The sequence below is a fragment of the Bifidobacterium angulatum DSM 20098 = JCM 7096 genome, assembly GCF_001025155.1.
In the GTDB taxonomy this organism is placed as follows: Bacteria; Actinomycetota; Actinomycetes; order Actinomycetales; family Bifidobacteriaceae; genus Bifidobacterium; species Bifidobacterium angulatum.
The window spans coordinates 1,000,259-1,016,744 of sequence record NZ_AP012322.1 but is presented as its reverse complement, the minus strand read 5'-3'; the positions used below and the strand labels follow the sequence as shown (position 1 = coordinate 1,016,744).

Genomic DNA, 16,486 nt, shown 5'->3' with positions numbered 1-16,486 from the left:
AGCAGGGAAAGACAGGGCATAGCGGCGTTGTAGAGGTCTGCTATGACATCGTGCTTCGGCCACCGTCATAGCAGACCGCCATATGCATTGCCCTGTGTGCGACGTCAGTCGAGGATGACGCCAGCCTCGCGCATCTGCCTATGGGCGGCAACGCCAAGCTCTTCGCTGACAGGCTCGGTCAGTCGTTCGATGACATGGACCTCATAGCCGAGCTTCTTCGCGTCAAGTGCGGTTTCCTTGACGCAATGCGATTCCGCCAGGCCGACCACATCGATTCGCGTGACTTCGGCGGCATCTCAAGCGCCGGCAAGGGTCATTGCGTTCCGGGCGTCGTCGACCGCCTGCGCTCGGGTCGCAATCCGATCGGTGTTGTCCTCATAGCCCTCGAATCCGGAATATGACGGCGAATACTGTCCCTTTTTGAAATGGTGTTCGATGCGCAGGGCGGCTATCGCCGGATGCAGCTGCGCATTCGGGGTGCCGGCTTTGCCGTGTACCGGTCAGGTGTCTACGAAATCGGGCTGATCGGACCAATGAGTTCCCGGATCGACATGCCAATCCTGTGTGGTCGCGATATATGCGTACTCGCTACGATGTTCGGCAACATACCGTGCGATGCGTTCGGCCACGGCGTTACCGCCTGCTACGCCGAGTTCGCCGCCTTCGCAAAAAGTGGGCTGCACATCCACCACGATTAATGCCTTCGTCATGTTCTGCTCCTATCCCGTGTGATGGTGAAGCCCACGATAGCTTTTGCACGACTGGCGTGCCGCAGGGGTTCCGCCCCGTAGCACGCCGTTGCGCAATCGTCTCCTTCCATGCCAGTTGCCTACCGTCGCCTAGCATGCGCACGGTGTCCTCGATCCAGATTCCCATTCTGCGCGCAGGATTGCGAGTGAACCGTTCGGCGTCGCTCCCCTCGCGTTCGCATGGCCGATTCGCACGTTTCGTCAATCGCGCAACGGCGTATCCAGCCGTCAGTTCCACGGCCAGTACCAGTAATGCGCCGGCAATGCCGTCCTTCCATGGCAGCACCGAACACGGCGCATCCGCCAAGGATCGCGCGACAACCTCCATCACCCGGGTTCCCGCAGAAGCGAGGCAGGCGAATGCGAATGCCATATCGACGTTTATCCATGCGCATGCCAGAGCCGCCAGGCCAAGCAACGTCGAGTACGACACCACCGGCGTCACCAGAAGATTCGCAACGCATGACAGTAGCGGGATCTGCGGTTCCATCAGTACCTGAATCGGCAATGTCGCCAATTGCGCCGCAATGGTCATGGCAAGCGCCGCCGCAACCGGTTTCGGCATGATCGCAGCCAAAGCCGTGGTCATGGGCCTGGCAAGTGTGACGATACCGAGCACGGCGGCGCATGACAATGCGAATCCGTAGCTTGTCGCCATGGACGGTTTTAGCAGCAATATGCCGATGGCGGTGCAGCATAACGCGCTTAACGCCTGGGGGCGTCGCCCCACCATCATGGCCGCGGCGGCGAGCCACCCCATGATCAGCGCCCTGGACACCGAATCCCCGGGGGCCATCATCGAAGCTAACAATCCATAGCCCAGGGCAATGCAGCATGCCGTGGCACACCGCGGCAGCAGCAGTCTCGCGCACATACGCCGCACCAGCATGGCGATAAGCGTGAAATGCCCGCCCGACACCGCCATAAGATGCATGATCCCCGCGTCACGGAACGAATCCTCCATACGGGTCGCATACGCCTCGTCCACCAGTCCATCGACCCATTGGCCATTGGACGAGACATGGTCCTGGCCCAGCGTACCCATGGTCAGCCCGGGAACCAGCACCTTCCCCTGATCCGACAATCGTGACGCCGCTATGAAAAAACGCTCCTGCATATGCGCGCGTATCCGTTCGTATACCGGCGGCTTCCTGATGCGAACGATATCCTGCCATGACCCAAGCCGCAGCCATAAAGCCGTGGCACCGTATTCCGCTTCGCTCAGCACCCCGCGCATGGAGTATGCCGCCCCACGCGACAGCATGCCGCATGCATGCTTGTCCGCAAACACCCTGACTCGTGCCGAGGAACGCGATTCGACCCCCTGCGCGCGAACCGACGACAGGTCGACTTCCGCCTGGCAATCAGCGTCCCGCAACGACGAGGACTTCAATGGCTCCACGATTCTGCCGGTGGCGACCACCTCGGACTGTCCCATCCGCGCTCCGACCATTGCCGGATCATGCCATTGCACGAGCAGATACGCCCACATCGACGACATGCCAACGGCAACGGCGGCGATCACCACCATCGCCATGATGCGCGCCACTACGGCATGCCGGCGCAGTGCGGCGCGATGCAGCACCGTCTTACGCCCCAGAACGAACCCGCATATGACAACGGCGGCGATCACCGACCATCGCGCTTCGTTCGTCGACGTTTCCACATCAGACCATGCTTTGGGACCCACCCCTTGGAACAGCGCTCCAAACAGCAGATGGGCCGTCAGCATGGAGCACCATAGCGCGACGGCAGGCGGCAGCAGTCTGCAATCCCTGCTCCCCCGTTCCCGCCGCATGCCGCCATCCATCGCTACACCGTCACCTTCGCACGCATCTTTTCCAGCGTCTTCACGCCGATTCCCGACACCTCAAGCAGCTGGTCGACACTTGAGAACATGCCGATCCGTTGTCGATAGTCGAGTATTTTCCGTGCGGTCACCGGGCCGATGCCACTGATGGAATCCAGTTCCTCCAGCGTGGCCGTATTGAGATTGACCAAACCGCCATCCGATTGCGTCGAGAACCGCTCTGCCTGGCTTGCCGAGGTCGAATCGCTTTGGGACTGGCCGCTCTTCTCCTGGTCTGAATCGTGCTGCGCCTGGGATCGATTCGTCCGCCCGCCTGCGGATGCCTCGGCTTCCTGTGATTCATAGGTCTGTATGGTCTGTCGCTCTTGCGGGCGGCTTGCCGCGGCATAGTTCAGGGATTGGCGCACCAGTAGTGTCAGGCTTGCGCAGGTGACCGCCACCAGCAACAGTATGGCGGCCAGCGCGTGCCCCGGAGTGAAAATCATCCGCGGCATGGTCTTGCATACGCGCCGTTCGACGGTGATATCCGCGTCGTGTTCCCGTACGCCGGAGAGCTGCCCGATGGAGACTTTCCTGAACGTGCTATGGCGAGCCGCGTCCGATGGCGGCGGAGGTGGCGGAGACGACGACACGACGCTGATATCATGCGATGCCATGCTCTGCTGTGGCACCCGTTTTGCGGACGGACGCCCCGCCGCATCATGCCGGGCCGACGATCCGGAGGCATGCCGACGTGAGAGAGCCTGCAACCGGCGCGTTGCGGTCATGGTTTCCGTCTGTTCATGATAATGACGCATAGCTCCACAGTGAGCCATGCGGATCTTCCCGTCCACTCGCGCAGGCAATGTGGACAGCGCCATCAAGGTTCTTCACCGTTCCGTCACAGCCACTGGCGCGTCTTTGCAGAACCCGATCGCACCGACATGGCAAAACGGGGATGGCCCGATCATCACCGGAACCATCCCCTGCAATACACGCATCATGCCGGCTAAGGCATGCGCAACATCAATCGAGTCCGAGCTCCTTACGCTCCCTCTTCGAATACATGAACGCCGGAAGCTGACGGCCCTGTTTGATCCACGAACGGTATTCGGCGGTTGCCGCGAACTCCACATCGCTGGCGGAGTTGACGCAGGTCTCCACGGAATCCTGAATCACGCCGATGATGAAGCCAACGCCGACCACCTGCATGGCCACATCATTGGATAGACCGAACAGCGAGCATGCCATCGGAATAAGCAGCAGCGAGCCGCCGGCCACGCCGGACGCGCCGCAGGCACCCAAAGCGGCCACCACCGACAGCACGATCGCGGCAGGCAACGAGACCTGGATATGCATGGTGTTCGCGGCGGCCATAGACATGATGGTGATCGTAATGGCGGCACCGTTCATATTGATGGTCGCACCGAGCGGAATGGACACCGAATACATGTCCTTATCCAATCCAAGCTTCTCGCACAACTGCATGTTGACGGGAATGTTCGCCGCGGAGCTGCGGGTGAAGAACGCGGTCAGACCGGACTCCTTATAGCATCGGTACACCAGCGGATAGGGGTTGCGATGCAGATAGGCGAACATGATGGCCGGAGCGACCACCAATACCATGAACAGCATGGTGCCCACCAAAAGCATCAGCAGACTGCCGTACTTGGCGAAGGTAGACAGTCCGTTTTCGGAGACATTGGTGAAGATAAGACCCATGATGCCGAATGGAGCAAGGTTGATGATCCAACGAATCAACTGGGAGACGGAATCGGCCACGTTCGCCATGAAGGTCTTGCTGCTCTCGGATGCGATGCCCTTCATGGCCAGACCGAACAGGCATGCCCACAGAAGAATGCCGATATAGTTGCCGTCGATCATGGATTGGATCGGATTGGTGACGATGGCGGTAAGCATATTCTGAGCCACCTGACCGAGTCCCTGAGGCACCACGTCGGATTTCGCCGCTTTGCCAAGCGCCAGCGTCTGAGGAAACGCGCGGCTGGCGAATACGGCCACCACTGCGGACATGAAGGTGGAGAACAGGTAAAGCCACAGCACCAGACCGAAACGTCGGTCCAATTTGGAACTTCCCTGCGCAAGTGCGCTCGAGACCAGCACAAACACCAGAATCGGGGCGATGGCCTTCAAAGCGCTGACGAACAATGAGCCGAATTCGCCGATCCAAGTGGCATGAGGCACCACCAGCGCCAGAATCGTGCCAACGATCAGACCGACGATAATGCGAAGTATCAAGGCCACGCCGTTATATCGTGCGGCGATGTCCCTGAACAGTTTGACGACTGTATCCATACCTGTTTCCATTTCTTTCTCTGTTCCGGAGCACGCACACGTCTCTCTTCGTATACGCGCAGCCGCGAATCATAGTAGCGGAGCATTATTACCGGCGCTGCATATGCCCGGAACGCAAGACACCGCATTCCCAAACCCTTACGGGTGACGTAGACGCCATATAACGCAGAAGGCATCCACCCCATGCGGGTGGATGCCTTCTGTGCGGTTTCCCAGACTATGGAAGATTCACAAGACCTTACTCGGCGGGAACAATCGACACGATCTTCGGCGCCTTGACGATCACCTTGCGAGGCTCCTTGCCTCCCAGGCGGTCGGCGACGGCCTCCAAAGCCATCTTCTGCAGATCTTCAGGGGTGATATCCGGGGAGACCTCAAGCTTGGCACGAATCTTGCCTTTGATCTGCACGACTGCGGTAACCGTATCCTGACCGACATACTGCTGGTCGGCGACAGGCCATGGCGCCGCGGACAGGGATTCGGCATGCCCGAGCCTGCTCCACAGTTCCTCGCACACATGTGGGGCGATCGGGGCCAGCATGAGAATTAACGGCTCGACGGCGGAACGCGGGACGCTCTTCAGACCGGTCAGATGGTTGTTGAGCACAATGAGCTTGGCGATGGCCGTATTCGGACGCATGCCCTCCATTTCGACGGTCACGTCGGCGATGGTGTTGTTCAGCAGCTTAAGCGTCTTGAGGTCCGCGACTTCCTCGCTGACCTTCACTTCGCCGGTCTCCTCGTCGATCACGTTACGCCACAGGCGCTGCAGGAAACGCATGCTGCCGACCACATTGCGGGTGTTCCACGGGCGGGACTCGTCCAGCGGGCCCATGCTCATCTCGTACAGGCGGAACGTATCGGCACCGTAGTTCTCGTACATGTAGTCCGGGGTGACGATGTTCTTCAGGCTCTTGCCCATCTTGCCGAACTCGCGGTTGGCGTGTTCGCCGTTCCAGGTGAATGTCGGCTCGCCGCTGGCGTCGGCTGGTCCTTCCACCACCTCGTCGGCCGGCACATACTGGCCACGGTCGTCGGTGTAGGCGTATGCCTGGATCATGCCCTGGTTGAACAGCTTGTGGAACGGTTCGGCGGAATCCACGTATCCCAGGTCGAAAAGAATCTTATGCCAGAAGCGGGAGTACAGCAGGTGCAGCACGGCGTGCTCCACGCCGCCGATGTACAGATCCACGCCGCCTTCGTCGCCCGAATACCTGTTGTGGTTCGGTCCCATCCAATAGTCGAACTCGTTCTTCTCGACCATGTTGTCGGTATCGGTCGGGTCGATGTAGCGCATGTAGTACCAGCAGGAACCAGCCCAATTCGGCATGGTGTTGGTGTCGCGGTAATAGGTCTTCATGCCGTCGCCCAGATCGAGCTGGACCTTCACCCAATCCTCGTTGCGGCTCAGCGGAGCCTCAGGGTTGGATTCGGCATCCATCGGATCGAAGGTGCGCGGAGAGTAATCCGGCACATCCGGCAGGTTGATCGGAAGCATGGAATCGGGCAGCAGATGCGGGGTGCCGTCCTCGCCGTATACGACCGGGAACGGTTCGCCCCAGTAGCGCTGACGGCTGAACAGCCAGTCGCGCAGACGGTAGCTTACGGTGCCCTTGCCGACGCCTGCGGATTCAAGCCATTCGTTCACCTTGGCAATGGCGTCGTCCACACGCAGGCCGTTGAGGCTCAGGGCATCGCCCTTGGCCTTGGTGGCATCCACGGACGAATTGATGACGATACCGTCATGGGAGACGAACGGCGCCTTGCCTTCATAGTTGGCGAGATCGTCACCGGATTCAGGCAACGGCTGCACGGTGTAGATGACCGGCAGGCCAAACTTGACGGCGAAATCGTAATCTCGCTGATCGCCGCCCGGCACTGCCATGATGGCGCCGGTACCGTAATCCATGAGCACGTAGTCGGCGGTGAACAACGGCAGTTCGGTGCCGGTGATCGGGTTGATGGCATACAGGCCGGTGAACAGACCGGTCTTTTCGCCGGCCTCATCCACGCGATCCTTGGCGGTCTTGGACTCGGCCTCAAGACGGTACGCCTTCACGGCTTCGACCGGAGTGGCGTAGCCGCCCTTCCAGTCTTCGGGAGTGTTCTGCGGCCATGCCGCAGGCACATGCTCCAACAGATGATGCTCCGGGGAGACCACGGCGAACGTGGTGCCAAACAGCGTATCGGGACGGGTGGTGTAGATCTCCATATCCTGCGTGCCGTCGGCGGTTTTGACCGCGAAGTGCACGGATGCGCCATGGCTTTCGCCGATCCAATTGCGCTGCATGAGCTTGACCTTCTCAGGCCAGTCGATGCCGTCGAGATCGGCGATCAGGCGATGGCCGTAGGCGGTGATGCGCATGGACCACTGGCGCAGCTCACGCTGGAACACCGGGAAGTTGCCACGCTCGGATTTGCCTTCGGCGGTGACCTCCTCGTTGGCAAGCACAGTACCCAGACCTGGGCACCAGTTCACCGGCGACTTGGAGATGTAGGCCAGACGGAAATCATTGAGCACATCGGCCTGCTCGGCCTCGCTCAGGTCGGCCCATGCGATGCCCTCATGGCCGGGGATGGCCTTCTCACCAGATTCGAACTTGGAGACCAGTTCGCTGATCGGTCGAGCGGAACCCTTGGAACCACTCGGATTGGTGGCATCCTCGTCATACCAAGAGTCGTAGATACGCGAAAAAATCCACTGGGTCCAGCGCACATAGCCCGGATCGATGGTCGCGAAGCTGCGGCGATTGTCGAAGCTCAAGCCCATGCGATGCAGCTGACGGGACATGTTGGCGATATTCGCCTCGGTGGTCACACGCGGATGCTGACCGGTCTGGACCGCATACTGTTCCGCAGGCAGGCCGAAGGCGTCATAGCCCATCGCATGCAGCACGTTCTCGCCCTTCATGCGATGGTAACGGCTCACCACATCGGATGCGAGATAACCCAGCGGATGGCCGACGTGCAGACCCTTGCCGGACGGGTACGGGAACATGTCCATCGCGAAATACGAAGGACGCCCCTCGGCATTACGCCCCTTGCCGTCCTTCAGGTCGCCGGCGACATTCGCCGCCCAGAACGTACCCTCGTCATCCCACTTCTTCTGCCATTTGGTTTCGATATCCTGCGCCATTGCGGCGTTGTAACGGAACTTCGGTTCAGTCTCACTCATAAGGCAAGAAATTAGCCGCGCAACTGGACAGTTGCGCGGCTTTTCTCATATTTCATTCATCTTTGCGCTCGGGCTGCCGCAAACCGCATGAATCGTTATACTCGCAGGTCGCCAGACCCACGAATGCGCTCACACGGCATAGGCGGCCCATCGGCCATGCGAATGCTCGACCTCGATGGGCATATTGAACAATTCGGACAGACGTTCGTCGGTCAGCCCCTCCTCCAGCGAGCCGGTATAGATGATGGTCCCGGCCGAAGGATTGCCCATGGAGTCGACGCCGTCCTCGGTGGCGTCCTGGGCGGAGACGGCTTTCCGCCCCATGATGGCAATATGGTCGAACCCCTCGGGAATCTCCTCAAGACGATGCGTGACCAGAACCACCGCACGATTCGAGGCTTCGCGTCCGATACGGCTTAGCGTCCGCATCACCTGCTCGCGCCCCCCTAGGTCGAGACCGGTGGTCGGCTCATCCATGATCAACAGCTCCGGATCGCCCATCAGGGCGCGGGCGATGAGCACACGCGTGCGCTCGCCTTCGGACAGCCTCCACATCTGCTTGCCTTCGAGATAGCCTACGGAGAAGTCTCTCAGCAGCTGCCGGGCGCGGGCATATTCCTCGTCGGTGTATTCGTCATGCCATTTACCGGTCACGGCGCTCAGCCCCGTGACCACGGCATTGAGCGGATCCTCTCCCTCAGGGAACTGACGCCCGAGGGCTGCGGACGCCAGGCCGATGCGGGTGCGCAGTTTGAATACGTCGTACTTGCCGAGCTGATGGCCAAGAATGAACACCTTGCCCTCGGAGGGGAATGTGCGGGTGGCGAGCATACCCACCGCAGTCGATTTGCCGATGCCGTTGGGACCGAACAGCACCCATCGCTCCCCCGCGTGAATGGTCAGATTCACGTCGGTGATGATCACACGACGGTTACGCCGGAATTCCACATTGTCGAGTTGCAGCACGGTTTCGCTCATATCACCCTCACTCGCATGATTTGCCGCACGGCATATGCCAGGGCCGCGCGATATTCCTGTTGCAAGGATATCGCGCGGCCCGTTATGGCGTCAGCATGCGTCCATTCCGCTGCACGGCTATGTGTGCTTGCCATGCAGCCGCCCTGTCGTCTTATGCGATCCGAAGGATCATCGGCGCTCGGCAAGCACATCCCGGTAGACCTGGACGGTCTGATCGGCGATGGATTCCCAGCTGAAGTGGTCGCGTGCACGCTCGTAGCCCGCCTGCCCCATCTTCTTGGCCAGTTCGGGATCGGCCATCACCTTGTCGATGGCCGCGGCCATGTCGGCAACGAACTTGTCGGGGTCGGTGGGGGTTCCCGTACCGTCGTGCAGCTGGTCGATCGGCACCAGATAACCGGTTTCCCCGTCGACCACGACTTCCGGAATGCCTCCCGTCGCCGAGGCGACCACAGGTAGCCCGCAGGCCATGGCTTCAAGATTGACGATGCCGAGCGGTTCATAGATCGACGGGCAGATGAAGGCGTCGCATCCATGCTCCAACGCATTAAGCTCGGGCTTCGGCAGCATCTCCTCGATCCAGATGATGTTGCCGCGTTCCTCGTCGAGTTTGGCGAAGGCTGTCTTGACCTCTTCGGCGATTTCCGGGGTGTCCGGCGCGCCGGCGCACAGCACCACCTGGATGCCCGGGTCGATCAGATGCAGCGCCTTGAGCAGGTACGGCAAGCCCTTCTGACGGGTGATGCGACCGACGAACAGCAGCGTCGGCTTGGAACGGTCGATGTGGTATCGCTCGAAGACCTTCCAACCCGCATCATCGGGAGCGGGAGTGGCGAAGTCGGCCATGGTGATACCGTTGTGCACCACGACGACCTTATTCGGATCGACATTCGGATACGCGGCAAGGATATCCTCACGCATACCTCCTGATACGGCGATGATGCGGTCGGCATGCTCATAGGCGTCCTTCTCGGCCCACGAGCTGAGGTTGTAGCCGCCACCAAGCTGCTCGCGCTTCCATGGGCGGAACGGTTCGAGCGAATGCGCCGTGATCACCAGTGGCACTTCATGCAGCTGCTGCGCCAGACGACCGGCAAGGCAGGCATACCATGTGTGCACGTGGACCAGATCGGCATCCACGTCGTTGGCGATCTGCAGGTCAACGCCGAAGGTCTTCAATGCGGCATTGGCGTCCTTCAGCTCGGCCGGAATGTCATAGCCCACCAGGTTAAGCGAGCCTTTCGGATCGGTTCCGGCAATGGCCGGAATGTCTCCGGGGGTGCGCGGCCCGTCGAACGCGCGTACCGTCACATCGATACGCTCCGCCAGAACCTTTGAGAGTTCCTCGGCGTGCACGCCTGCCCCACCGTAGACATGCGGCGGGTATTCTCGGGTGAGAATGTCGACTTTCATGGGGGAAGTCCTTTCCATCGTTGGAATTGGAGTCGTTTTCAGCTTACCTCATTACCGCATCGGATCCTTGCAGCCCCGCCGCCCGCAACGAATATTCCTTCTCTCCGGCCCGACAAGGCCATGCCGGCCCATGGCATTCCACGGTCACTGCAGCAGGCCGAGCAGATCGTCCTTGGTGAGCGAGCCGATGCTACCGTTCGCAGCGCCATCCGTGAATTGCCGTGCAAGAGCGCTTTTCTCCTTCTGCAACCGCAGAATACGCTCCTCGATGGTATGCTGCGCCACAATCTGATACACATTGACGTCCTGTGTCTGTCCGATACGGTGCGCACGATCGGTGGCCTGACTTTGCGCGGCGGCATTCCACCATGGGTCGGCGTGGATCACCACGGACGCCCCTGTCAGATTCAAACCGGTGTTGCCTGCCTTGAGCGAGATCAGGAACACCGGAACATCGTCCATGTTGAATTGATTCACCAAGTCGACGCGCTTCCTCTTCGGCGTCTCGCCGGTAATCGTATAGAACGGCACCCCATGCGCCGTGAAGCGGTCCCCTATCAGGTCAAGGAACGAGGTGAACTGCGAGAAAACAAGCACCTTCTTCCCCGCATCCATGCAACTTGCCACCAGGTCGTCGATCGCGTCCAATTTGGCGGAGGCACCGTTCGCGTCCTCATACACCAGCTTCGGCGCACAACAGATTTCACGCAGCAGGGTGAGCTCGGCAAGGATGCGGATCCTGTTCGTGTCGAAATCCGCATCCTCCACACTGTTGAGCGAAGCCCGGAGACGCTGCTCATGAGCGGCATACAGTTTGCGCTGCTCCCCCTGCAATCTGACCGTGACAACGGTCTCGAACTTGTCCGGCAGATCGGTGAGCACATCACGTTTCAGCCTGCGCTTGATGAATAATCCGACCAGCGCCTGCAATTTGCCTGCCATAACGGATTGATCGGGTCCGGGAGCGAGAATGGGCTGCTCATAGCGCTCGCGGAATCGCGCATACGAGCCGAGCATGCCCGGCATCAGAAAATCGAAGATGCTCCACAACTCACTCAGCCGGTTTTCGATCGGCGTGCCGGTAAGCGCGAAACGGTAATGCGCCTCCAGCCGCTTCACCGCCTTGGCGATTTTCGTCGTATGGTTCTTGATGTACTGCGCCTCATCGAGCGCCACGCAGTCGAATGCGCAGCCGTCGTATTCGTCGATGTCACGACGCAGCAGATCATATGACGTGATGATGATATCCGGTCTCTCCTTCCGCCCTTCATTCTTCGCGGAAGCCAAGCCTGCGACTTCGGACAACAGACGTCTACGCTCCGCCTTGCTGCCGGCGACGACCTCCACACGCTGATCCGGAGTGAATTTCTCGCATTCGGCGGCCCAATTGTAGACAAGCGAGGCCGGGCAGACGATAAGCGAACACCCTTTGCCCTTGCGCGATTCGAGCAATGTCAGCAGCTGCAATGACTTGCCAAGTCCCATTTCATCGGCGAGGATACCGCCGAATCCTTTGTCGCACAGCGTAGCAAGCCATTGGAAGCCCTCGACCTGGTACGGCCGCAGTATGCCGTGCAATGCTTCCGGAACTGCGTAACGCTGCGGATCGATGACCTTGACGTCGCTGACGTACCGGTTGAACGATGCGCTTTTGGTCTCATCCGGCAATTGCGAGTCGAGAAGAAACGCCTGATAGCCGGGTACTTCGATTCTGCCGGCGTTCAGCTGCTCCTCGTTCAGATCGAGATCGCTGGCTACCGCATCAAGCTCGGCGAGATCGGCATGTTGAAGATCCACGAAGGAGCCATCACGCAGACGATGATAACGCCGGCGGCGACGATAGCTGTTCAATACCGAACCGACCTCGTTCATCGGCACCTCGCTGGCGATCGGCGAGATCTCCACCAGATTCGAATCGATGGACAGCCCCACCTTCACCGTGGGACTCGATTCCCTCATCAATCCGTCGAACGCAGCGGTGGAGAACACCTGTCCGATTGATCCGAGCATCGCCACGCCATCGGTAAGCAGCAGCAGTATCGCATTGTCGTCCTGTTCGCCGATACGCGCAGGCATGTTGTCGTCCCATTCGGGGAACAGCTGCCTGACGGTCTCCACGCCCAACCGCTCCCGTTGCGTATCACGTTCGATCGATGCGGCCTTGCCGGAATCGGCATGCACCATGCCGTGCAACGCCGTCGCGGCCGGAACCAGCTGGAACGCGATACGCCCATATCTTGCCACGACCTCGCAGGTGATGCCGTCGAGATCACGATCCAGGTAGAATGCGAGCTCGCACTCCGCCGGCACGCCCGATCCGACTTCCTGAGGCACATCCAGGCTGAAGCCGCAGGAGGCAAGCGTCGGCAGGATGGTCCGTGCAAACATCGGCCAATCATCCTCATGAATGAACACCCCGTCCGATTCGCCGGTGCACAGCGATTCCAAGACATGCAACGCCGGTCTCACCGCCTCATCGCAACGGTAGAACGCCGGATGCGAGTAACCGCCGCAGGCATCGGCGAGTATGTATTGGCTGCGCTGCCCGGCAAGCGTGGCCAGCACCGTACATCCGCTGGTGATCCGGACTCCGCCCGAAGCCATACGGTGCGTGTATTGCGTGCCGAAGTCGATGCCCGGCATTCCCTCCAGCACGGGAATGTTCCGATCGGCGGCCACAGGCATGCCATCCATGTGTAACCCTATCGCACCGGGAAGAGTGCGGTACAGATCCAGCAGATCGCAAACCTCCCAGTCGGCGAGAAACAGTTCCTTATCGACCGTTAGCGGACCGGCGGCATACTTGTTATGCATCTGGGATATGCGTCTCGACACCATCGCACGTTCAAGAAAATCGATCAGTTCCCGTGAGAACAGGTCGAACATCTCCGGGGCGTGGCGGAACGAAAGCCTCCTACCGTAGCTGGAGTATGCACCGGATCGCACATCGGCCACCATCCTGGCGATGTTCTTTACCACATACGATACGCAGGATGCCCCGCTGCCGTGGACGATGCGCAGTTGCAGCGACCACGCTTGTTCGCCGAACACCAGCATCGGTTCCAAACGCACGCTTGCCGGCATAACGAGGTCCAGGTCCTTCGACAGTCTCGTCTCGCCGCGGCTCGTGCCGCGCGCAGCCTGTCCGCCGCCCTGTTCCAGAGCGAGGCGGTCCTTTGCCTCGCAAAGCCGGTTATGCAGATCGGACCGCAAGCGTCCATTCGATTCGGACCGACGTTCGTCAAGCATGCGCATGTATGACGCCAACTGGCGTGGAGTCTGGCCGTACATGCCTCGATACCCGTGGAACGATTCCGGTTCGCTGAGAAACAGCAGCAGCAAGGCTGCCACATGCTTGCAGATTCCGGTGTACCGTGCGCTGCTCCGCGAGGAGTCGGAACCGGATGCGGATGTCATGGCATATTCGTCGTCGTCGGGGATATGCCCAAATACCGGCCCATCGTCAAAATCGTCGAATACGGCATATTCGTCGTCGTAATCGTCGTCCGAAAATCCACGGTACCTGCTTCCCCACCGGTGCGTGGCGGAATCGGCTTTCCCGAATGCCGGGCAACTGCAGTAGCGCGCGAGGAACAGCTCATCGGCCAGGTCGATCGTCGCCTGCACGGTATATGTGCTGCCAGGCGAGGTGATGCCTCTCATACGCGCGGTCAGGGTGAGCCGGGTACCATCGCCATCGGAGGAATCCAAACATTGCAATCCAAGCATCGCATCACGCTCATGGCGCACAATATGCTGGGCCCGTTGCAACATGGACTGATTGCATTCGCTGTTGATCTCATCGTTCAGCCATTGCAGGGAATCGTCGCTCACCTATACCTCCGCTTACCGGCACACCTGTCCTCGGTTCTACCGTACCAGCCCACCGCATGCTCATGGGGCGGAAAAGAAATGCCGATGGCCCATTGCCATCGGCATCGCATATGTGCTGGAATACTGCGATCAGACCGCAGTTCCATTCTCGTCAAGATTCGGATTATGCCTATAGTTTCCCGCGGTGAAGAACAGGCTCAGCACACCGACAATGAACACTCCGGAAATGGTGGCGATCAGCCATATAGGGTGGCTTGGCAACCACATCACGACGAAGAATCCGATAACCGATGCCACGATCAGAATCCAGCTGACTACGCGGAACCACTGGCGAACGGAATGCGGGGCCTTGAACGCCTTGGGGTTGGAATAGTTCGGATTCGTGGCCAGCACGTTCTCCTGTTCGCTGATCGTATGCGCAGTTGGCTTCCATGGCCCGTCGGTTCCCTCCTGCAGTCGCCGCGACTTCTCCTGCAACTGGTATTCGTCGATCATTCCCGCACGACCGCGCCCTTGCGTCTGATCGTACTGGGACGGCACTCCTCTGCGGTCGGCTTTGGCTTTGGCACGGCGTTCTGCGCGATTCGGCATGGTCTCTGCTCCTTTGTAGATGTATAAAAACGAAAGAATCCTGCGGTCAGTTTACCGCAGGATTCCCAAATTCGTTGGCTTTATATCAGCCAATCAGCGAGGCAGCATCATCGGACGCTTGGAAGCGACGATGGGAGCCTGCAACTCGGTGGCGCCGGTCAGGTACTTGTCGACCGCAGCCGCGCAGGAACGACCTTCCGCAATCGCCCACACCACCAGGCTTTGGCCACGCCCGGCATCGCCGCAGGCGAACACGCCGTCCTGCGATGTGGCGAAATCGTCATTGCGAGCCACGTTTCCTCGACCGTCCAGATCAACGGGCAGCTGATCGACCAACGTGGTGGTGTCCGGGTGCAGGAAGCCCACGGAGATAAGCACCAGGTCGGCCGGAATCACACGTTCCGTGCCGGGCTGACGGGTGAACGGGCCGTTCTCGCCCGGAGCGACGTTCACCACGTTCAGACCGGTCACATGGCCGTTCTCGTCGGCGACGAAGCCCTCGGTCGCGGTGGAGTTCTCGATCTTCACCTTGTCCTGGTCCTCCTGCGAACCGACGAAGTTCACCGAGTCGGTGTTGTACACGTATTCGGCGCGCTGGGTCTCGAAACCTTCCTCCATGGAGGAGGTTTCCTTATACAGACGCGCGAACGTCGGCCACGGCTGGTTGTCGGGGCGCTGCTTCGGCTCCTGCGGCATGATCTGCAGCACGGTGACGTCCTTCGCACCCTGACGAATAGCAGTGCCGAGGCAATCGGAACCCGTATCGCCGCCGCCGATGATGACGACATGCTTGCCTTCGGCGGTGATGTCGTTGACGGGCTTGACACCGTATACGCGACGGGTGGCATCCGGCAGGAACTCCATGGCGAAGTGAATGCCCTCGAGCTCACGGCCGGGAATCTTCATGTCACGAGGCACTGTGGAGCCGATGGCCACCACTACTGCGTCATAGCGTGAGCGCAGATCATCCCAGGAGATGCCCTTACCGATCTCCACACCGGTGCGGAACACGGTGCCTTCGGCTTCCATCTGCTCCACACGGCGATCCAGTAGGTGCTTGTCCAGTTTGAAGTTCGGGATACCGTAACGCATCAGACCGCCGATGGCGTCGTCACGCTCGTACACGACCACCGTATGGCCAGCACGGGTAAGCTGCTGGGCGCAGGCGAGACCGGAGGGACCGGATCCGACCACGGCTACGGTCTGGTCGGTCAGGCGTTGCGGCGGCAAAGGCTTGACATAATCAAGACTCCACGCCTGGTCGATGATGGTGCGTTCATCGTTCTGGATCATCGTTGCCGGCTGATGGATGCCAAGCACGCAGGCGGCCTCGCACAAAGCCGGGCAGATACGACCGGTGACCTCAGGGAAATTGTTGGTTTCGGACAGACGGTTGTACGCGTCCTCCCACTTCTCCTGACGGACCAGATCATTGAATTCGGGGATGATGTTGCCCAGCGGGCAGCCGTTCATGCAGAACGGAGTGCCGCAATCCATGCAACGTGCGGCCTGCTCGGTGGTCCACGACTGCAGGCCGGACTCGGTATGAACGTCGAACCAATCCTTGATTCGCTCCTCGACGGGGCGTTCGGCCAGTTCGCGACGGGTACGGACCTTCAGGAATCCACGAGGATCTCCCAT

The 16,486-nt window shown here is 60.0% G+C and carries 9 protein-coding genes and 1 pseudogene; all 10 read right to left on the bottom strand.

Annotated elements, in window-relative coordinates; translation table 11 throughout:
* Nucleotides 1-104: 104 nt before the first annotated feature.
* The 10 genes and pseudogenes from BBAG_RS04050 to BBAG_RS04005 all read right to left on the bottom strand — a co-directional run bounded on the left by BBAG_RS04050 (nucleotide 105) and on the right by BBAG_RS04005 (nucleotide 16,486).
* Nucleotides 105-710 (bottom strand): annotated as a pseudogene (locus BBAG_RS04050) (isochorismatase family protein).
* On the bottom strand, nucleotides 634-2,559 hold the full coding sequence (locus BBAG_RS04045) for a ComEC/Rec2 family competence protein (protein WP_050754775.1): 1,926 nt from the start codon (nucleotides 2,557-2,559) through the stop codon (nucleotides 634-636). Before BBAG_RS04045 ends, BBAG_RS04050 begins: the two are co-directional and overlap by 77 nt.
* 2 nt (nucleotides 2,560-2,561) lie before the next feature.
* Nucleotides 2,562-3,215: a ComEA family DNA-binding protein gene (locus BBAG_RS08565; RefSeq protein WP_003826380.1), complete on the bottom strand. Its 654-nt coding sequence runs from the start codon at nucleotides 3,213-3,215 to the stop codon at nucleotides 2,562-2,564.
* A 349-nt stretch (nucleotides 3,216-3,564) separates the two neighbouring features.
* Nucleotides 3,565-4,854 (bottom strand): serine/threonine transporter SstT, encoded by a 1,290-nt coding sequence (sstT, locus tag BBAG_RS04035; RefSeq protein WP_033508153.1) that lies wholly within the window; start codon nucleotides 4,852-4,854, stop codon nucleotides 3,565-3,567.
* Between the two features lie 238 nt (nucleotides 4,855-5,092).
* The gene (leuS, locus tag BBAG_RS04030; protein WP_003826375.1) at nucleotides 5,093-8,029 is read right to left on the bottom strand and encodes a leucine--tRNA ligase; all 2,937 of its coding nucleotides are present in this window, start codon (nucleotides 8,027-8,029) and stop codon (nucleotides 5,093-5,095) included.
* A 129-nt stretch (nucleotides 8,030-8,158) separates the two neighbouring features.
* Nucleotides 8,159-9,007 carry an ABC transporter ATP-binding protein gene (locus tag BBAG_RS04025; RefSeq protein WP_003826373.1) on the bottom strand — a complete coding sequence of 283 codons (849 nt, stop codon included), beginning with the start codon at nucleotides 9,005-9,007 and terminating at the stop codon, nucleotides 8,159-8,161.
* 168 nt (nucleotides 9,008-9,175) lie between these two features.
* Entirely contained in the window at nucleotides 9,176-10,420 is a 1,245-nt protein-coding gene (gene glgA, locus BBAG_RS04020; RefSeq protein ID WP_003826371.1) for a glycogen synthase, read from the bottom strand.
* Between the two features lie 144 nt (nucleotides 10,421-10,564).
* Complete coding sequence (locus tag BBAG_RS04015; RefSeq protein WP_003826369.1) at nucleotides 10,565-14,254, bottom strand: DEAD/DEAH box helicase; 3,690 nt, start codon at nucleotides 14,252-14,254, stop codon at nucleotides 10,565-10,567.
* Between the two features lie 129 nt (nucleotides 14,255-14,383).
* Nucleotides 14,384-14,845 (bottom strand): membrane protein, encoded by a 462-nt coding sequence (locus BBAG_RS04010; RefSeq protein ID WP_033508157.1) that lies wholly within the window; start codon nucleotides 14,843-14,845, stop codon nucleotides 14,384-14,386.
* Between the two features lie 93 nt (nucleotides 14,846-14,938).
* Nucleotides 14,939-16,486 carry a glutamate synthase subunit beta gene (locus BBAG_RS04005; RefSeq protein WP_003826366.1) on the bottom strand — a complete coding sequence of 516 codons (1,548 nt, stop codon included), beginning with the start codon at nucleotides 16,484-16,486 and terminating at the stop codon, nucleotides 14,939-14,941.